This is a genomic window from Streptomyces sp. TLI_185 (assembly GCF_003814765.1).
In the GTDB taxonomy this organism is placed as follows: domain Bacteria; phylum Actinomycetota; class Actinomycetes; order Streptomycetales; family Streptomycetaceae; genus Streptomyces.
The window spans coordinates 60551-80205 of record NZ_RKRB01000001.1; the positions used below are offsets into that span (position 1 = coordinate 60551).

Annotated in this window: 14 protein-coding genes and 2 pseudogenes; 10 read left to right on the forward strand and 6 right to left on the reverse strand. The window is 65.7% G+C overall.

Translation table 11 applies throughout. From position 1 onward, the window contains the following. Positions 1 to 332: 332 nt before the first annotated feature. Together EDD92_RS00255 and EDD92_RS00260 are read left to right on the forward strand one after the other, a co-directional pair. On the forward strand, positions 333 to 1685 hold the full coding sequence (locus EDD92_RS00255; RefSeq protein WP_260326242.1) for a hypothetical protein: 1353 nt from the start codon (positions 333 to 335) through the stop codon (positions 1683 to 1685). 10 nt (positions 1686 to 1695) lie between these two features. Then, positions 1696 to 2250, forward strand: a complete 555-nt coding sequence (locus EDD92_RS00260; RefSeq protein ID WP_123962314.1) for a GNAT family N-acetyltransferase — start codon at positions 1696 to 1698, stop codon at positions 2248 to 2250. A gap of 98 nt (positions 2251 to 2348) precedes the next feature. Here EDD92_RS00260 and EDD92_RS50665 read toward each other — a convergent pair whose 3' ends face one another. Beyond that, positions 2349 to 3476 carry an IS630 family transposase gene (locus EDD92_RS50665; protein ID WP_123962315.1) on the reverse strand — a complete coding sequence of 376 codons (1128 nt, stop codon included), beginning with the start codon at positions 3474 to 3476 and terminating at the stop codon, positions 2349 to 2351. 76 nt (positions 3477 to 3552) lie between these two features. On the opposite strand from EDD92_RS50665, the gene EDD92_RS00270 reads away from it, so the two are divergent. The 4 genes from EDD92_RS00270 to EDD92_RS00285 all read left to right on the forward strand — a co-directional run bounded on the left by EDD92_RS00270 (position 3553) and on the right by EDD92_RS00285 (position 9299). Next, on the forward strand, positions 3553 to 3759 hold the full coding sequence (locus EDD92_RS00270) for a transcriptional regulator (protein WP_260326243.1): 207 nt from the start codon (positions 3553 to 3555) through the stop codon (positions 3757 to 3759). Positions 3760 to 4170: 411 nt separating this feature from the next. Continuing rightward, positions 4171 to 4584 (forward strand): hypothetical protein, encoded by a 414-nt coding sequence (locus EDD92_RS00275; protein WP_123962316.1) that lies wholly within the window; start codon positions 4171 to 4173, stop codon positions 4582 to 4584. Positions 4585 to 4730: 146 nt separating this feature from the next. Further along, entirely contained in the window at positions 4731 to 8540 is a 3810-nt protein-coding gene (locus tag EDD92_RS00280; RefSeq protein ID WP_123962317.1) for a WD40 repeat domain-containing protein, read from the forward strand. Positions 8541 to 8615: 75 nt separating this feature from the next. Then, positions 8616 to 9299, forward strand: coding sequence for a transposase (locus tag EDD92_RS00285; RefSeq protein WP_123962318.1), 684 nt, complete (start codon positions 8616 to 8618; stop codon positions 9297 to 9299). 246 nt (positions 9300 to 9545) lie between these two features. Here EDD92_RS00285 and EDD92_RS00290 read toward each other — a convergent pair whose 3' ends face one another. Next, on the reverse strand, positions 9546 to 10238 hold the full coding sequence (locus EDD92_RS00290; protein WP_123962319.1) for a transposase family protein: 693 nt from the start codon (positions 10236 to 10238) through the stop codon (positions 9546 to 9548). Positions 10239 to 10447: 209 nt separating this feature from the next. Between EDD92_RS00290 and EDD92_RS00300 the strand changes: the two genes are divergently transcribed. Continuing rightward, entirely contained in the window at positions 10448 to 11650 is a 1203-nt protein-coding gene (locus EDD92_RS00300; protein WP_123962320.1) for an IS110 family transposase, read from the forward strand. A 91-nt stretch (positions 11651 to 11741) separates the two neighbouring features. Here the strand turns inward: EDD92_RS00300 and EDD92_RS00305 are convergent, their stop codons facing one another. Beyond that, positions 11742 to 12689 (reverse strand): IS481 family transposase, encoded by a 948-nt coding sequence (locus tag EDD92_RS00305; RefSeq protein ID WP_123962321.1) that lies wholly within the window; start codon positions 12687 to 12689, stop codon positions 11742 to 11744. Between the two features lie 251 nt (positions 12690 to 12940). On the opposite strand from EDD92_RS00305, the pseudogene EDD92_RS00310 reads away from it, so the two are divergent. After that, a pseudogene (locus EDD92_RS00310) lies at positions 12941 to 14178 on the forward strand (IS110 family transposase). Positions 14179 to 15080: 902 nt separating this feature from the next. Here EDD92_RS00310 and EDD92_RS00320 read toward each other — a convergent pair. Together EDD92_RS00320 and EDD92_RS00325 are read right to left on the reverse strand one after the other, a co-directional pair. After that, positions 15081 to 15659: a hypothetical protein gene (locus EDD92_RS00320; protein ID WP_123962322.1), complete on the reverse strand. Its 579-nt coding sequence runs from the start codon at positions 15657 to 15659 to the stop codon at positions 15081 to 15083. Positions 15660 to 16701: 1042 nt separating this feature from the next. Continuing rightward, positions 16702 to 17517, reverse strand: a complete 816-nt coding sequence (locus EDD92_RS00325; RefSeq protein ID WP_123962323.1) for a TRADD-N-associated membrane domain-containing protein — start codon at positions 17515 to 17517, stop codon at positions 16702 to 16704. A gap of 580 nt (positions 17518 to 18097) precedes the next feature. Here EDD92_RS00325 and EDD92_RS00335 point away from each other — a divergent pair. Continuing rightward, positions 18098 to 18217, forward strand: a pseudogene (locus EDD92_RS00335) (glycosyltransferase family 2 protein); the annotation flags it as partial. Positions 18218 to 18857: 640 nt separating this feature from the next. Here the strand turns inward: EDD92_RS00335 and EDD92_RS00345 are convergent. Next, the gene (locus tag EDD92_RS00345; protein WP_123962324.1) at positions 18858 to 19247 is read right to left on the reverse strand and encodes a hypothetical protein; all 390 of its coding nucleotides are present in this window, start codon (positions 19245 to 19247) and stop codon (positions 18858 to 18860) included. Positions 19248 to 19306: 59 nt separating this feature from the next. Here EDD92_RS00345 and EDD92_RS00350 point away from each other — a divergent pair, with 59 nt between their 5' ends. Further along, positions 19307 to 19645 carry a DUF6233 domain-containing protein gene (locus EDD92_RS00350; RefSeq protein ID WP_123962325.1) on the forward strand — a complete coding sequence of 113 codons (339 nt, stop codon included), beginning with the start codon at positions 19307 to 19309 and terminating at the stop codon, positions 19643 to 19645. The last annotated feature ends 10 nt before the right edge of the window (positions 19646 to 19655 follow it).

A 19655-nucleotide genomic window follows, 5' to 3' on the forward strand; every position in this document is an offset into this window, starting at 1 on the left:
GCAACGACCTTGAAACGCTCACTCATCACGTCGCCGCCCCGGACGGCGCGAGGCGTCCGTACGGCTGTCGTCGCTCCGGCAACTCTGGAGGGCATGGGGGGACTCCCTGATCCATGAATGTGCACGTTCGGGCACTCTCAGCGAGGGCTGTTACGAGAGTTGCAACAGCGTGCAGACGGCTCTACCCCCAGACGTCCCTCGGGTTTTGGCACGAAGTTGACGGTCTTCCTCGGAACTTCCTCGGACTTCCCCCGGACCCGCTAAGTAGCGTCTGTACGGGGCATCTTGATGGGGACAGCGTTCTACCGTCGTGGCCGTGAGGTGCCAGGCAGATGGAATGGGAGGCGAGCGCCGTGTTGTTCTTTCGGAAAGCCCTCGAAGCACGCGGCATACGCACACCCGAGGACATCCTTCCGCTCTACAGGGAAGCGGCTGCGAGGCTCGCCTTAGAGAACGCTGAACCGGCGTCAAAGACTGTCGAGGGATGGTTCTACGACGGTCGTAGGCCCCAACGGGCTTTCCGCCCGGTCATTGTCGAAATGCTGGGCTTCAGCATCGACGACTTGTGGACCGAGGTGCCCGAGGGCACCACCCCGACCTTCTCTCCGCTGACTGGCGCGTCACCGACTGCACTCCATGCCGACGCTGGTGTGGACCTGAACGAGATGAAAAGGACGGGCGCTGTGGCTGTGCAACGCGCGAAGGAGTTCCTCCTGGGGAAGGACCGCGAGACGGTGGGCGACGATACGCTCGGCCTGCTCGACGACGAGGTGGGGCGTCTGGTTGCCGCCTACCCGCGTGACCCCCTATCGACGATCTGGGACGACCTGCTCGAGACCCAGGAGCAGGTGTTCCGCCTCCTCGAGGGCGGCAGGGTCCGCCAGCTCTCGCACCTGCGCGACCTGAACGTGAAAGCCGCTGTGCTGTCGTTCCTCGTCGCCAAGGGCTTCAACGACATGGAGTCGCCGCACCAGGCGATGACCATGACCCGCGTCGCCGCCTCCTGCGCCCGGACCGCCGAACACCCGGGTCTCATCGCGCTCACCGACGGGCTCAAGTCGCTGATCGCCTACTGGGCGGACAAGCCGGAGGACGCCTATCACTACGCAAGCCAGGGCGCGGCGACCGCCGCCGGCCTGCGTGGAACCGTCGGGCTGTGGCTGCTCGGCCTCCAGGCCCGTGCCGCCGCGGTTCTGGGCGACGAGGAGACGGTGCGCGTCGTCAACCAGGATGCTGCCGACCGGCGAGAGCGGGTAGTCCTCGACGACTTGGACCGACTCGGCGGACTGTTCACTTACGCCCCGGAAAAGCAGCTCTACTACGCAGTGGAGTCCGAGGCGCTCCTCGGCCACGGAGACGCGCAACTCGCTGCGGAGGCAGAACGGGCCGTGCAGGGCTTCAGCGACCCCGGCTCCCCGAATTGGGCGTTTGGAGACCTCGCAGGATCGCAGTGCGACCTAGCCCTGATCCGTCTCTTCAGCGGTGACTTGGACGGCACCGCAGCGGCTATTCGCCCCGTGCTGGACCTGCCGAACTCGCATCGAAACAACGGCATCGTTGTCTCGGCGCAGCGCGTACGTCAGGCGCTGATGAGCGGCCCGGCGCGTACGGCCGTTGTCGCCCGGGACCTGCGTACGGAGATCGAGGCCTTCCCGGCAAGTCGGCCGGCACTGCCTCGCGGGTAGAGTCCGAGGCATGTACCCGATTAAGCGATCTAGCCCACGCCTCGAGCTGCGGGAACTCGCCATCGAGGACGCCGACGCTGTGCTCGCCATCTACGGCAGCCCGGAGGCCACAGAGCACCTCTCGTTCGAGCCGCGTACGCGCGAGCAAGTGGGCCAGATCGTGGCTCGATCTCTCGCCTCGGCCACCGCGGAGCCGCGCAGCGAGTACGCACTCGCCGTCATCGAGCGGGACACGAATCAACTGATCGGATTCGGCCGACTCGCCATGGATCCACACCAGCAGCGGGCGGCCACGTTCGGCTTCGCGCTGCGCCCCGACGCGTGGGGAGTCGGATACGGCCTCGAGACCGTCCGCCTTCTCCTCGGGCTCGGGTTCGACGACCTTGATTTGCATCGCATCTGGGGTGCACGCTCCCCGCTCAACGAGGCTTCGGCAAAGACCATGACGGCGGCGGGCATGGTCGAGGAGGGCTATATCCGCGCTCACATCAAGAAGGCTGGCCGATGGCGTGACTCGGTCGTGCACGCGATGCTCGATGACGAGTGGAGAGCGTTGTGTCGGTGACCTCCAGCTGACGGCATCTGCTTCCCGACGGGCCGAACGAGCTCTTCGTCTACGGCACGCTGAGGTTCGATGTCGTCCTTGAAGCCCTATTACATTCCTTAAAGGAAGTACGCATAGCGGCGGCGTAAGCGCCTGGTGGGTGGTGCGGGTCTGCCCCAGATCCAGGGTCGGGCACGGGAGTTGAGCTGGTCGGTGGCGACGTTGGTGGCGTGGGTGATGTGGCCTGGGTCGCCGAAGGAGCGTCCGGCCAGAGCGGTCTTGCGGAAGATGCGCCACCAGCCTTCTTGGAGGTTGAGCCAGCAGGCCCCGACCGGGATGAAGACGTGCTTGATGCGTGGGTGGTCCTCGAGCCAGGTGCGGGTGGACACGCTGTTGTGCGAGGACAGATTGTCCGTGATCACGTAGATGTCCCCGGCGGGGTTGGCTTCCTCGACCAACTGGAGAAACCGATGGTAGAAGGCGCTGTTGCGGGAAGTGGCGGTCATCGTGATCGCTTGACCGTCGCGGACGCGTAAGGCGCCGTAGACCCAGGTTTTCTCCGGTCCGCGGGAGTAGTCGATCTCGTTCTTGATGCGGTGCCGGTGCGGCGACCAGCCCGGTGCCGGTGGGAAAGCGCGGGAGGTCACCGGGCCGAGTTCGTCGGTGCAGACCACCGTCGCGCCGGCGGGCGGGCTGATGTAGAGCTCGACGATCCGCGTCCCCTTTCCCTCGAAGTCCGCATCCTTCGAGCGCGTCCAGGATCGTGTGCACCGCCAGCGGACCCCTTCCGCCAGCAGAATCCGGCGCACCTGGGAGCGGCTGACCTCGATGCCCAGGTCTCGGGCCGCGGCGACCAGCGTGTCCAAAGTCCACTCCGAGGGCCCTGACTCGTCCGCGGCCCACATCTCGTTCGACGGCTGCACCTCGAGTCGGCCGGGCGGGGTCTGCTTGACCAGGCCGACGATCCTCGAGTGTTCGGCCTCGGTGATCCGCCGTTTGCGGCCTTGCCCGCCCAGATCCTCCGGGCCCTGCAGCCCCAAGCGGTTGAAGCGGTGCAGCCAGCGACGCACCGTCTTCTGACTGCACTTCAGCTCGTCGACGATCTGCGGGACCGGCCACCCGTCCCAGCTCAGCTCCACCATCCGGCACCGCTCCACCACATCCTTCGGCGCCTTTCTGGCCGACGCCAGGCGGTGGACCACCGCCTGCTCGCCTTCGTCACGGCCCGGCCGTGCCTTCAGCACCATGGCCCAGCACCCGCCCCCGAGTACCCGAAACCGCCCCGCTATCAGCAGCTATACCCACCGAAAGAGGAATCCAGCAGTGTCCGGACTGCGCACCCTAGATCTGGACCTGCCACGCCAGGGCATGAGCCTGTACAGAACAGTGCTGGCGGAAGGCATGCGCGACGACCTCCGCCGCTTCCTCAACAAGGGCATCCTGCTTGAACTGTGGCCAGTGCTCCACAAGCTCATCAGTACCGCCATCAAGGACGCCTGGGAGGAAGCGTTCCCCGAGCTGCGGCCATGATCAACGTCCTGTGCACTCCCCAGCACCCTACGGTAGGCGTTCTCACGGTCACGCTCGATCATCCATGGTCTCGGAATTGATCCCGAATCCGCGTGCTCCCGGCGGGCGTTGCACGGACTGGAGATCGATGCCGAGGCGGGCACCGTAGTCGATGGCGGTAGTGCGGCAGCCTGCGTCTACCCACACCTTGATCACCCAGGGTGGGAGGCGACGATAGGGGACAGCAGGCTGCGCAGGTGCGGTCTCAGCCGTTGGAGTTGAGGGGGAATGCTATCTTTGTTGTTATTGTCTCCTGATTATGTATAAGTAGTCCCAAAGGGGGCGCTATTGGGGGCTCAAAGGAGCACGCCAGGATTATCGTGGAACCCGGTTCCCGCCGCCGGGAGAGTGGCGGGGGTACTGGGGGACGATATGGAACCGCTCGCGTTGGCTATGGGCACAGCACTTGTCTCGGCGATGGCCACGGATGCCTGGCAGCAAGCCAGGAGCGCGCTGACAACCTTGTGGCGCCGAGTGCAGCCGGAACAGGCGGAGCAGATCGACGCGGACTACACCACCGCCAGGGACCGGCTGCTGTCCGCCGTGGAGGCCGGGGCGGACGGGATCGCTCCAGCGTTGCGGACGGACTGGCAGTTCCGGATCCACCTCATGCTGCACGAACACCCTGAGATCGCTGGTGAGGTGCGCCGGGTCCTGGAGGCCGAGCTGGCTCCGCTACTGCCGCGGGAAGATCAAGCGCGGGTAGGCACCGTGATGAATGCCACGGCGTCTGGCTCCGGGCGGGTGTACCAGGCCGGGCGCGACCAGCAAATCACCGAACGGTGAACACACCGCAAGACCGGCTGCCTGAACCCGAGGATCCGCGCCTTCGCTACCGCGTGAGCCCGGGAGGATCAGCGTCGGCCTCCGAAACGGCGGGTGACGGTGGCAGAGAGCGGCCCGCCGATGCGGAGGACCAGCGTCCCGCAGAGGTGGCGTCGACTACGACGGTACGGGGCCGGCCTGCGGGCCCTGGTACCCCGACCGAGGGGCGGGAGAACGAATCGGATGTCTCGGAGCACGCGCAGACGACGCTCCGGGCACAGGCCACCGGCGGCGGGCGGGTGTACCAGGCGATCCGGGATCTGAACGTCGCCGAGCGCGACATGCACTTCCACTACATGGTCGACATGCGATTCACGCGCCGGGCCATCACCGACGGCGCGGCACCGGACGGGTGCCCGTACCCCGGGATAGATCCCTTCAGCCCCGAGCAGGCTGCGTGGTTCTTCGGCCGGGACACGGCAACCGCTGCCCTCCTGCTCCGGCTGGACACGCGGCTGCGCACCGGTGGCCCAGTTGTCGTCGTCGCGCCCTCGGGCGCCGGAAAATCATCGCTCCTGAACGCCGGACTGCTGCCCCAATTGGCCCAGGGCGCCCTCGCGGCCCCGGGCTCCGCCTCCTGGCCGCGCATCCGGATCACCCCCACAGCCCGGCCGACCCGTGAGCTGTCCTCCGCGCTCGCGGCGGCCGGATGGGTCCGGGGACACCGGGGCGGGCGCCTCGTAGTGGTCGTCGATCAGTTGGAGGAGCTGTTCACGCTGTGCCCCGACGAGGACGAACGCAACCGCTTCGTGGACATGCTGGCAGCCCTCGCCCATGCCGCCCCGGAGAGCGGCCGCGGTCCGGACGCGCTGGTAGTCCTGGGCCTGCGCTCCGACTTCTACACCCCCTGCACGAGCCACCCCTGGCTGCGCGAAGCACTCGAACACGACCAGATGCTCCTCGGTCCCCTGACGGAGACGGAACTGCGGCAAGCCATCCTCTGTCCTGCCCAGGATAGGCAGCTAGATGTCGAACCCGGCCTGGTTGAGGTCTTGTTGCGAGACCTCGGGGTTGGCACCGGCGGCCCCGGTGAGGGATACGAGGCCGGGCGGCTGCCCTTGCTGGCGTACGCTCTGCGCGCTACCTGGCAGACGCGCTCCGGTCATGTCCTGACCGTGGCCGGCTACGAGGCAGTCGGAGGCATCCACAATGCCGTCAAAACGACGGCAGAGGAGATCTACTCCGACCTCGACGGCGCCGAACGACGTGTGGCGCGCGCCGTCTTCCTGCGGCTTGTCAGTTACGGCAAGCACACGGAGGACACCCGGCGCAGACGTCCGTACACCGAGCTCGTGGATTCCGTCGGCAGTCCCGAAGTGACCGTCGCGTGCGTGGTCGAGGAGTTCACCAAGGCCCGGCTGCTTACCCGGGACGGCGAAGACGTGGAGATCACCCACGAATCGCTGCTGTCCACCTGGCCCAGGTTGCACGGCTGGATCGAGAGTGGACGGGCCGACAACCTGCTGTATCAGGAACTCGAACAGGCCGCCGCCGACTGGGACCGGTCAGGCCACGACACCGGCATGCTCTACCGCGGCCACCGTCTGGAGGCGGCGCTCGCCTGGTCCCGAAGCCCGGACCACGCCCGCCTCGCCTCTGCGTCCGCCGATTTCCTCACCGCCTCGCACCGATCGCGGCAACGGGGCAGGCGTCTACGCCGGGCCGCGGTCGCCGTGCTAACCGCGCTTGCGCTGATCGCCTCAGGTGCCGCGGTGATTGCCTTCCGGCAGACGGGTGCGGCACAGGGTGAACGCGACACTGCGGTCTTCAACCAGGTAATGGCCGCGGCGGATTCGGCACGGTCAGCCGACACCTCCCTGGCAGCACAGCTGGACCTGGTGGCTCATCAGCTGCGACCCAACGACCACACGGTCACCACCAGGCTGCTGGCGGACGCGGGAGCACCACTGTCGGCACGGGTGCAGGGTACCGGCCGCGTCCACCGGGCGGCTTTTAACCCCCACCGGCCGATCGCGGCTACCGCCGACGACGACCACACCGTGCGGCTGTGGGACATGTCGCGTCCGACGAGGGCCGTCCAACTCGGGGAGGTATTAAGAGGGCACGCGAAGACCGTTCTGACTGTCGCCTTCAGCGCTGATGGGAACCTACTGGCCTCCGGGTCGGCCGATGACACCGTACGGCTGTGGGACGTGACCCGGCCCGACCGGCCAAAGGCCCTCGGCGGTCCCCTGACTGGATATCACCGAGGCGCGAAGGAACTCCTGTTCAGCCCGGTAGCGAAGATACTGGTCAGTGCAGACGGGGAGGGCACCGCTCGCTTGTGGGACGTTTCCCAGCCAGCTCGGCCCAACCTTGTAGCCCAACTCCCGGACTTTCATGCGGCATCAGCGCTTTCCTTCAGCCCCGACGGCCGTGTGCTCGCGGTCGCGGAGCAGAATGACCTCGTCGGTGTGTGGGATGTGCGTGACCCGGCCGAGCCTCGGCTGCTCGGCAAGAAACTCGTCGGCACCAACGCCCGCGCTGGCAGTGGCTCCCTCGTCGTCTCCGTGTCGTTCAGTGCTGACGGGCGACTGCTGGCGGCCTCATACTGGAACGGCCAGGTCCGGTTGTGGGACATGACCGATCCCCGTCGTCCGAAGAACGGCGGCTTGTGTACCGCCCACATGGGAGGCGCATGGGCCGTCACGTTCAGTCCGCACGGACGCCTGTTCGCCAGTGCGGGATTTGACGGTCTCGTCCGGCTATGGAGAGCCTCCAATGCGGGGCAGTGCGTGAACCTGGGCGTGACACTCGCGGGCCACGAGGAGGCAGTCCAGTCGCTCACCTTTGCCCCGAACGGCCATGGCCTGCTCAGTCTGGGCGCGGACGACGTCCGTTACTGGACTCTGCCGGACAACATCCTGACCGGGCACGACAAGGGTATTAGCGGCGTCTCCTTCAGCGCTGATGGGAAAACCCTGGCCACCACGTCCTCCGACAGGACGGTCCGACTGTGGGACCTCACCCGCCCGACCCGCCCCGAATCCGTCGTGCGGATCACCGGCTTCGGCTATGGCGACGGGGCCATGAGGTTCGGTGCCCGACCTGGCATCGCCGTCACGGGCGCCGGAACGAACAGCGTCTACGTATGGGACCTCTCCCGGCCCGACCGCCCCCGGCACCTCACCCGTACTCCACTTGACCAGGCCTTCGGCCCGGTCAGATGGGGCCCGAAGCGAAACCTCCTGGTCACCAGCGCCTACGTCGCCGACTACGACTACCCGCTTCGTCTGTGGGACATGAGCGCCCCACAGAAACCCCGGCCCCTCATCGATCTGCGAACCGGGCATGATGCGAACGTGGAGACGGTCGCCTTCAGTGCCGACGGCCGACGATTCGTTAGCGGCTACGGCGATGGCACTGCACAGCTGTGGGACGTCACCGATCCGGCACGGACGAAACTGGTAGGCGTCCCCTTGCGTACCCGCTCTTCGGGCATCGCCCACGCGGCCGCCGCCCCCGACGGCCGGACCGTGGCCCTAGCCATGGACACCGGCGCCATCGAGATCTGGGACGTGGCGGATCCCAACCACCCCCACCGCACAGGCCCGTCGTCCGTCCGGCACTCGAACCTCATCACCTCGATCTCCTTCAGCCCTGACGGCCGCACGCTTATGAGCGCAGGATACGACGGCACCGTCCGGTTATGGGACATCTCCGACCCCGCCCATACGGCCCCGCTTGGCCGGCTGCTCGGTCCAGGAGGCGCCGTGTTCAGCAGCGTCCAGGACGCCGAGTTCAGCCCCGACGGCCACAGCCTCGCCGCGGCTCTCGCGGATGGAACCGTACGGCTATGGAACATGGACGTCGACGCCGCCACCCGCCGGATCTGCCACGACGCCGCAAACACCCTCACCGAAACGGCATGGCGCAGCCACTTGCCTGGCGTCCCGTACGCCAGTCCCTGTTCCTGACGGGCGAGACCCTAGATAGCCCGCGCCAGTGCTCTGGTCGAGCGCCCCGATCCGGTCTGCGAGGCGCTGATCGGCATGTTGGAATCCGAGATCGCCCGGCGTCTGCACCTGGACCGCAAGACCGTCCGCCGCTTCCGCGACACCGGCCTCGACGAGCTGCTGGCCTCCGCCCGGTGCGGCCGTCCCAAGGGAGTGCTCGAGCCGTTCACCGCCTACCTCACCGAACGGTTCACCGACGGCGTGACCAGCCCGACCGACCTCTTCCACGCGATCCGCCAACGCGGCTACCAGGGCAGCGATCTGCCCGTGCGCCGCTACGTGACCGGACTCAAGGCCGGGACCGTCGAACCCGCCTGCGGAGCCATCCCGAGCCCGCGCAAGATCACAACCTGGATCATGCTGCCCCGCGGTGCTCTGAAGCCCCGCGAGGAGGACGAACTTCTCAAAGTCCGGCTGGCGTGCCCGGACATCGCCCGGGCCTGCGACCTCGCCCGGACCTTCCACGAACTGCTCCAACACCGGCGTGGCCACCGGCTTTTGGAGTGGGTCCGCCAGGCCGAGCACGACGCACCCGCCCCCATCTTGTCCTTCGCGCAGAGCCTGTGCCTCGACCTCGACGCCGTCACCGCAGGCCTCACCCTGCCCTGGAGCTCCGGCATTGTTGAAGGCCACGTCAACCACATCAAGACCATCAAGCGAGCCATGTACGGCCGAGCCTCGTTCCGCCTCCTCCGCACCAGAATCCTGCTCAGAGCATGAGCCGGGGATTCGCACAATCTCGCCTGAACCAATACCGCCGTCGTCCGCAGCACGGGGGTTGAGGAATGCCGCAATCCTTAGCCCCCGGCCGGGCGCACTATCCCACCGCCCGCATAAGCTCGTTCCGTGAAGGTCTTGATCACCGGAATGTCGGGCACCGGCAAGTCGACCGCCCTCCACCACCTGCGTCAGCGAGGGCACACGGCGGTGGACACGGACACCGACACCTGGAGTCACTGAGGTTTTTCAGCGCTGCCGCTCCAGAGTGAGGACGGCAGCAGAGATTGACGTCATTCGATTCGGGCTGCACCGGGATCTGCGGAAGATCCGCCAGGACTTCAGGCGTGCGACGCCGCGCTCGACCGGTGCCCGTGCCGCGGACAGCGCGCGGTTGACGGTTTGCTGGGTGGGCGTGAGGTCCCGTCCCGGCGGGCGTCTGAGCGGTGTTGTCACCCACGGGCCGGCTCCCATGTAGGCGCGGTCGGCGAGGATGGGGACGCCCTGGCGTTCGCAGATCCGGATGATCCGGTGGGTGCGGGCCGCGGTGAGGTCGTGTGCTCGGCCGGGCAGCGTCGGCGAGATCCACAGCAGCTGGCCGGCCGGGTCGGTCACCACCTGCACGTTTACTCCGTGACGTCGGTGCTTGTGGGAGAAGTCGGCCCGGCTGTCGCCGACCCGGTCGCACTCCGCCAGGGTGCCGTCGATCAGGACGTAGTCCGGGTCCGCCTCGCGCAGTGCGCGCAGCAGACCGGGTGCGCGGTCGGCGAGCAGGTCGACGACGGCTGTCGTGTAGGTGTGGGCGGTGCCCACGGAGATGCCGAATCCGGCAGCAAGTTGGGCGAGGGTGTCGTGCCGGCGCAAGTACACCAGGCCGACCAGCGCACGCTGGTGCGGGGGGAGCTTGCAGCGGCGGTCACCCTCGCGGGTGACGATGAGCATCGTGACCCCTTAAGAATGCTGGTGGTCCGGGAGGACTGGGTGTGGCTGATGGTGACCTGCCGCTGATGGCTCCGAGTGAGTGGCCGCCCGGTCCTTCGGGACGCTCCGGCTGCTGATTGAGAACTGCGGTCATCGCTGGTTAAGGGCTTGGCGGCGGAGTGTCCCCCGGACCCACAGAGTGCTGGGGTCTTGGGAGTGGAGCGACGACGATGGCAGAGCATCACGAGCAGATCTGGGTCGGCATCGACGCCGGCAAGGCCCATCACTGGGCGGTCGGAGTCAACGCCAGCGGAGAGAAGGTGTTCTCGAGGAAGGTCATCAACGCTGAGGACGAGATCCTGGCCCTGATGGTGACCGCGTGCGAGATGGCCGACGAGGTGCGGTGGGCGGTGGACATCTGCGGCCGGGCCTCGACGCTGCTGCTTGCACTGTTGATCGCCCACGGCCAGAGCGTGGTGTATGTGCCGGGACGCACGGTCAACCGCATGTCCGGGGCCTACCGCGGCGAGGGGAAGACCGACGCGAAGGACGCCCTAGTCATCGCCGACACCGCGCGTATGCGCCGGGACTTCACACCCCTGAGCCTCCCGGACGAGACCGTGGCCAATCTCCAGCTGCTCACCGCCCACCGAGCCGACCTGATCGCCGACCGGGTACGACTGATCAACCGTCTGCGCGATGCCCTCGTGGGCATCTGCCCTGCTCTGGAGCGGGCCTTCGACTACTCGGCAGCCAAGGGACCGGTCGTCCTGCTGACCGAGTACCAGACCCCGGCCGCCCTGCGGCGGGCCGGCGCCAAGCGGCTCGCGGACTGGTTGGCACGACGTTCGGTACGCAGTGCATCCGAGGTTGCCGCCCGCGCGGTCGAGGCAGCCCAGTCCCAGGTGACCGCACTGCCGGGTGAAAAGCGCGCCGCCAAACTCGTGTGCGACCTTGCTCATCAGCTCCTCGCGCTCGACGACTGGATCAAAGACACCGACCGGGAGATCCGCGACGCCTTCCACCTCGACGAACGCGCCGAAGTCATCGAATCCCTGCCGGGTATGGGCCCCATCCTCGGGGCCGAGTTCCTCGCCATCGTCGGAGACCTGTCCACCTACTCAGACGCCGGCCGCCTGGCCGCCCACGCGGGACTGGCCCCGGTCTCGCGCGACTCCGGCCGCCGGACCGGTAACCACCACCGACCCAAGCGATACCACCGTCGCCTACGACACGTCCTCTACATGGCCGCCCAAACCGCCATGATGCGCCCCGGCCCCTCCCGGGACTACTACCTCAAGAAACGCGCCGAAGGACTGATCCACGTCCAGGCACTGCTCGCCCTCGCACGCCGCCGAGTCGACGTCTTATGGGCCATGCTCCGCGACAAGAGGCTTTTCACCCCTACCCCACCGGCTCCCCAATCGGCTTGACACCATCATTGAGTAATCCGATCTCCGGACGGCGATACCCCAAAGGGGAGAAAATCGGGCCACGTGTTGGTGTGCAACCGACGATGATCGTTTACGCCTGGGGCGCGGTCTTCTGCTTGAGGCGTTCGTAAGGAGTCTGGCCGCCGAGGCCGCCGTGGGGGCGATGGTAGTTGTAGTAGTCCTCCCACTCGCGCAGCTTGTCGTTGAAGACCTCGGCGTCGTCGATGATGACGCCCTCCAGGAGCCGGTAGAACTCCTCGCCGTCGATTCGGTGGGAGCGTTCGACCTTCCCGTTCAGCCGCGGTGTGCGGGGCTTGATGTAGGCGTGGCCGATGCCTTTGTCGAGCACGTGGAAGTGGAAGGCGGACTGGAACTCGGCTCCGTTGTCCGTCTGGATCACCCCCACCTGGAACGGCAGCCGTTGCAGGACGTAGTCGACGAACTGGATGGCAGTGGCCTGGTTGAGTGTCGGATAGATCTTCAGGACCCTCAGCCGGGTGCAGTCGTCGATCGCCGTGAACTGGTAGTACTTGTTGCGGCCGCCGCGCCGGCCTTGCGGCATGGAGGCGAGCGGCTCGATGAACTTCACGTCGATCTGCACGCGGTGGCCGGGCAGTTGCTTCTCGTATCGCTTCCATCGGCGGTCGTGCCGCTTGTAGCGCTGGGAGGCCGGCAGGCGGCCCATGTCCAGCCGGTTGAGGATCCGCCACACGCCCGACTTGCTGATGGTGACGTCGTGGTATCGCTTGAGGTACATCGCGATCTTCTCGGGCCCGAAGTGGTAGTTCTGCCGGAGATAGATGATTTTCCCGACGACCTCAACGTGCGTGGCGTTCGGGCTGTGCTTGGGCGCCTTCGAGCGAGTGCGCAGCCCCTCGATGCCCTCGGCCTGGTAGCGGCGATACCAGATGTAGTACGCCTGCCGACTGATGCCGAAGTACCGGCAACTCATGGCGACGTTGCCGGTTACCTCTTCGACATGGCGTATGACGGCCAGGCGCCGCTTGGCCTCGCGATCGAGCGGGGGTGTCTTCGACATGTGGATCTCCTAGTGATCAGAGCCCCAGGTGTCAACGATGATCGGCAGTTTTAGACCGACACCACGGCCGTCCGGCTGACGTCGCGGAGTCTTGGTGCCTCCGGAACCCGACATTGAGTAGGACGCCGGGGACCCTTCGTCAGGCACCCGGAAGTGTTGCCACGAGCATGCGAATCAGATTCTTTTGCCTGGTCGGTCCCCGCCGGACGGCTGCTGCACAACCGCACAGCGCGTGAAGGGGGTGCCGGGGCATGGACGTGGTCCACGAGCGATGCGCCGGAATCGACATCGGCAAGGCGGACGTGAAGGTCTGCGTCCGCGTCCCGGGGCCGGGCAAGCGGCGCCGGAAGGAGATCCGTACGTTCCTCACCATGACCAAGGACCTGCTGGCGATGCGGGACTGGCTGATCGCCGAAGGCGTCACGGTGGTGGGAATGGAAGCCACGGGCTCGTACTGGAAGCCCGTCTTCTACCTGTTGGAGAACGACATCGAGTGCTGGCTGCTGAACGCCCGGCACATGAAGAACGTCCCCGGCCGCAAGACCGACGTCGCGGACTCCGAGTGGATCTGCAAGATGGTCGAACACGGCCTGGTCAGACCGTCGTTCGTGCCGCCGCCGGAGATCCGGCAACTGCGGGACCTGACCCGTACCGCACCGAGGTGATCCGCGAACGCACCCGCGAGGCCCAGCGGATGGAGAAGCTCCTCGAGGACGCAGGGATCAAGCTGTCCGCTGTGGTCTCGGACCTGCTGGGCAAGTCGGCCCGCGCGATGCTGGAGGCTCTGATCGCCGGGGAGAGTGATCCCGAGGTCCTCGCCGAGATGGCGAAGGCGAGCATGCGGGCGAAGCGGGGAATCCTCGCGCAGGCGCTGACCGGCCAGTTCACCGACCACCACGCGTTCCTCGCACGGACCATGCTCGACCGCATCGACGCGATCACCGCGACCGAGGCCCGGCTGAGTGAGGAGATTACCCGCCAACTCGCCCCGTTTCGCCGCCAGATCGAGCTGCTGGACACCATCCCCGGGGTGAGCACCCGCTCGGCCGAGATGATCCTGGCCGAGATCGGCGCGGACATGGCCCGCTTCCCCTCGGCGGCGCACCTGGCCTCGTGGGCCGGAATGTGTCCAGGCAACCACGAGTCCGCCGGCAAGCACACCTCCGGCAAGTCCCGACCCGGGGACCCGTGGCTGAAGAACGCACTGGGCCTGGCCGCCACGTCCGCCGCCCGCAGCAAGAACACCTACCTGGCTTCCCGTTACAAACGCATCGCGATCCGCCGCGGCAAGAAGCGGGCCCTGGTCGCCGTCGGCCACACCATCCTGACCTCGATCTGGCACATGCTCACCAACGACGCGGAGCACGCCGACCTCGGAGCGGACTACTTCCTCCAGCCAACCGGCCGGGCCCGCCAGACGCGACGTCTGGTCAGCCAGCTCAACATGCTCGGCTATCAAGTGTCCCTCCAATCAGCGGAAGCGGGGTGACCTGCAGGAAGGTTGGATTTTCGAATCAGACTCACTCGACCAGGGCGTGGGGCAGGTCGAGTGCGGCAGAATACGGAACCAACGCGGCTCCTATGCCTGTGGGTTGAGACTTCGAACACCTCCCCCAACGGCACGGGAGCCTCGTGCGTTGCGGGCATCGATTCCGTCACCCGATCAGTGGCCCCGCTGAAAGACCTCAGTGCCATGCCGGCTCCACACCCGTCGGGTCGCGGTATAGATCTGGCATCTCCAGCCGTCCCATTTCGGCTCGAGCGCCCAGCCCGGCGACTCGGGCACAACAGCGACTGCGCGGGCCAGAGCGAGCGGGGCGGGCAGAGCGAAGGGCGGCACCGGGACCTCCTGCGAGGCCTTCAGCGCAGGTCGGCGCCCCTTCCACGCGCCCGTCGAGCAGCAGGAACAGCCCCGTACAGCCCATCGGCCTGGTTCCGGGCCATGGACTTCGTCGACACGCGATCGCACCGGTACGCCTGTCGCAACGGTGTCCTGGTCAGCGGTCCAGTGCGGGCAGATGGGCCAGGCGGGTGTCGAGCATGATGCGGTCGATGGTCTCGTGCAGGGCGCTGTCGACGCAGATCGCGCGACCGGTACCTCGGGCAATTGCATCTCGTTGACGTCGTCGGTGATCGGCTTGGTGGCGTGCCGGACGAGGGTCTCGTCGCACCCCACCAGTACGACTACGAGGGCCGTCGCGAGCAGCGGATTGCGTCTGGCGAGGACAAGGAGACGGTGAGCACCCGCGCCGAACAGCCGCAGCGCCAATTCGATGACGATCAGCGCGTCCGCGGCGATAGCCCACTCGCATTCATCTCTGACCGCAATCGATTGACCTCCTCCGATTCGGCCAAGGGAAAATCGAAGCCGCGGGGTCGCGACTTAGTAAGCTAGTAGCTCGCAAGAACAAGAACGGCACCAGCTGTAATACTGGCAATTCCCGCGAGTTGCGCAACGAAGGCGGCAAACAGGCACTTTGCCTTGAAAGCGAGACCTACCTCAACCTGCCGAAGAACCTCCAGGCGAACCTTAGCCACTTTTCGCTTTGCAGTGAGAGCCGGGAACCCCCAGAGAGGGTCACCGAGAAGAGGTGCGAGCGTGGCAGGGTCTGCCTCAAGCCACCTTTTTGGAATATTGACGCATATTGCAAAGACTGCCGCAATCAGGAAACATGCCATCGACAGGCCAATAGATACACTGGCCGCAACAGGGGGAACTTTCTTTTCCTTCGGCAACAGTGCAGCAAATGCCAACTGCAGAGTCACGAGAGCGCCTGAGGTGGTTACCACGGAAACACCTCGGGCCTCTAATTTGTCCCGCTTTTCACGTGCAGCAATCAACTGCCGGTCGATAAATTCACCTATGACCTCCCCAGCTATCACCCCGGAATCGACCTTGCTGGAGACCTTCTTCACCTTCTGCCCGGCACGCAATCTTGAGGAATTGACCCTATTCGGCTGGCGTGCCATCGGGAGCCGTGTCATCGTCTATCCCGAAGTCAGATTCGCGGAGTGTTATGCCATCACTTACCACGACGTCAGCCTCAATGAATGCCACCTCAGTCCCCGACGCCCAGTCCTCGTCATCATCACCCACCGGAGGTCCGCTAGGGTGATGCCGTTCCGCTGCGTTGGCTTCAGGATCATCTGCATTAAGAACCGAATGCGTTTCAATGTCTGGATATTCCGTCTCGTCATCAGGAGAAGGCATCTTCGTTCCTCGCCTTGGGGCGCGCCTAGTTTCGTTGCATGGTCGCTGATCACTTTCCTCTAAACCAGCACATAATGCCAAACCAGAGGCCAGGACCTACGCTATATATACGCCCGAGAGGTTCACTCCTATAAGCCAGTAACCCCTTCCTAGAGGACACCCCCCTCACGCAATCGGCCCATAGCTGAGTCATCGCTGCCAAGAGCGGGAGGCGATCTCGCTGCTCTGGGGGGTGACGCTGACCGCACGATGGCGGCAACAGTCGAGGTGAACCGACAGAACACGAAGCAAGGGGAGGCGCTCGTCGTTCACCAACGCAGCTTGAGTGCATTCGTGTTCGAGGCCCCGTAGTCGCGAGACGGGCTGGTCACACCCTGGTGACCGACTGCGGCAGTCGAAGCGGCCGGGGCAACCACCTCGCTGCGAACACGCCTTCAGCAGCGGGTTTCGGTCAGCGCCCCGTATCGCGCGACGGATCAGAGATGGGACAAGGAGTTCGATCTTCTTCTGAGACATCAGCAATCGCAGTGGAACGATGATCTGCTGGCCGTCCCGGCGCTTTGCAATATTCAACCAAACGGACGTGTCGATGAGCAGTCGAAGCATAGCGAGATCGTAGGGGGAGACCCGACCGCGGCGGGAGCTCTTCGCTGTTCGCCCTGCTGGACGTGCTCGCCCTGGGCCCGGACGCGGGGCTCGGTCAGCCGCCAGGCTGAACGGCGGCCACCTGTTCGCCTGGCCACTCACCCCTCAGTGACGCGACCCAACGGTCATCATGCTTCAGTTACAACGATCAACAGTTCAAGCCCGCCCATCAAGCTTCGCCGAATTTTCCGAGCCTGCCGCAGGCTTGCTACGGCGACCATTCCTTTTCCCGGTGGAGGGGGGAATCAAATCACTCTGTTGTTCGCCAGAGCGCATGCTGACAAGTAGAATTTGCTCAACGATCCGCTGCCGCATCTCCGGCATGCTGTCGCCCGCCAGCCGTTCCGCCGCAAGGAAATATCCATTTGTTACCGGCTGGTCAAAGAATCGGTTGAGCTGCGACAGGGTCTCTCTGTAGACAGCTAGGTACGTCTTGCTCAGGTAGCCGGTCATTGCACCACTCACCGCACCCATGGCGGCCGCAAATGCTTTGATTTCTGCAGCGTTGTACCTGAGGCCGACGTACAGGCAGGCGGCCAGCATTGCAACACCTGCCCACATCGCAAACTGTGCGGACCGATAAGACTGCCTTGCCTGCCTGGTGACGATCTCATGATAGCGCTCAACCTGGCGCTGATTTAGGTCCATGAGGATTTTCAAAGAGTCAGGCTCCAGTAGGTTCTGATAAGCCTCCTTTTCCTCTGATCGCCACTCGCCGCGCGCTAACGCCTCCTGTCTATCTCCAAGGTCGATTAGAGCTTGAACAATCAGCACCGCCGAACCTATGGTGATCGATGCAACCCACTGCCAAATGTCTTCTGCATTTGAATTTACAACTGAAGTAAGCAGAAAGGTCCCGGCGGCTGCAACAGCGGTAACGAGCACCTTCATAAAGACGGGAGGTATGGCGGTGGCGCGTGGCGCTGCCGACCTTGCGCGCTCCTGTCCATGCATTTTTTCTGTATTATCCATGAAATCTCTCCCCTAATAGGCGGCATGTGGATTGTGGCGACCGGCAACTCGAAGCTGGGAAGGCCAGTTTCAAGTCCTGTCACCTGCGTGATCAAAAGCTGAAGAAGATCCAGTACAGCCCCCACCTGATCGACGGCTGCCTCCCGCCCGCCAGCCTGACTATGGACGACGACGCGATCTGACCGCCAGATTCCAGGAGTTCAACCTGAAATGCAACAAGTTTCCTCATTGGTGGCTCTTGATGCAATCGAACAGCAACGGAGCCTGCACGGAACGCTCCTGCGGGAGGCCTGGAGGGGGAGCGTTGACACTGCCTCTCGTGCCGACACACGTGTGCCAGATGCTGTAGGTCCTGGCGCTGGTCTCATCCATGGTCTCAATTGCCACCCGATCCGCTGCCGTCCGCGACAGTCCACCCATGCGCGTGACCCGCTCTGACCTGGGACGGGGGTCGCTTCGCAAACGTCTATGGACGTGTCTGGATCAAGATCGGACAACTCGTAATGCGTAGGCCTCGGGTTCGAATCCCGAAGGCGACTCCACCAAATCCCAGCTCAGGGCCCTGAAGACCCTTCACGGAGGCGGCGGCCACGGCTTGCGGACCGCCATGCTGGACGAGATCGGCGACTGGCCCGCCGGGTTCTTCTTCGCCCATGAGGAGACCGACCTGGACTGGCGCGCCGCCGACGCCGGCTGGCGGAAGGGTGGGCGGTTCACAGCGAAGGGACCCAGACACAGTGTCCGGGTCCCTTCGCTGTGAACCGCTGTCGTCGTCGGGCATGGACGATCGGCGATGAGTGCTGATGCTGAGCCCCTGCGCTGGCCGGTCTCCTCCGAGGCTCAATCGGCCCAGGGCAAACCTTCAAAGCATGTCCCGGGGAAGCCTTCGGCAGGCTCGCTTAGGATCCCAGGTCGTGGCAGACATCCCCGACGAATTGATCAAGGTGGAACGTTCCGCCCTTGAGGCGCACGCGAGCTCCAAGGCCTCGACGGCGAGGCGTACGACGGGCAGTGGAAGGCCTGGCGTACAGCGGCCGAGGACTTTCAGGCGGCGGTCACGGCGTATGCGGCACGCGAGGATGTGGCCATGTCTCGGTACGAGGTGGAGCAGGCGGTGAAGCGGGCTGTGCGGCACCCCCAGTCGGAGGGCTGACTGAGCTACTCCGGGTCGGGCCAGACGGCCATCGTGCGGGCTTCAGCCTCGTCGACCAGCGTGATACGTGTACCAGGGATGGAGCTGGCCAACCCACAAGACGAATTTGCCGCGCGCGACCTCTTCGTCCGACCACCAGCCGTGGGCCACCGGGCGGCCGCCGGCGCTGTGGGTGAGGTGGAAGCGCTCAGGGCTGTCCACGGCGCTTCCTCGCCCGGTGGGCCATCTCCTGGAACTCCTCTGGGCTGATGGGGCGCAGCTCCAGGCCCAGTTCGGCGGCGACTTCGCGGACGTCGGCGAGGATGCCCTCCAGCGTGGTGGGCATCCTCGGCGCAGGCTCCACGGTCGCCCACCCGTGCTCCCAGCACAGATCAACCCAGCGGGGGCCGTCACCGAAGTCCCGCACGAGGATGTGGGAGCTGTCCTCGCCGCAGGCCGCACACGGCTGCAGCGGCGCCTGCGTGATGCGCGTGCGCACCAGGCTGTCCGGCGGCGATGGTGGCGCGTGGGGCAGCATCTCCGGGTCGACGCCGTGCCGCCGGAAGAGTTTCGCCAAGGTCATGCGCTCGCGGGCCACGCCGCCTCCTGGTGACCTCGGGGATTGCAGATTGCCACCGTGATCATAGAATCGAACACGTGAACGATCCAGTCCCGTCGCGACTCTCGCTGCTCCGCTTCCTGGAGCGCGTGCAGGAACGGGACCTCGCCCGAACCCGCCGCTGGATCGCCGACGAAGAACGCCGCGAGGGCGAGCGGCAGCACGGCCTCCAGGCCCGCCCGCCCGCGCCGGAGTGGCTGATCGAACTCGGACTCAACCGGCACACCGCGCCCGTGTACGTGCACGCCGGCGACTGCTGGAACGCGGGCAAGCGCAGCCGGCCCATCAGCCGCGACCAGGCCCGGCGGGCGCTCGCCGACGGAGTGAAGGCGTGCCCGCAGTGCCAGCCTGATACGGCCCTGGGGATGCTGGACTAGGTTCAGTCTC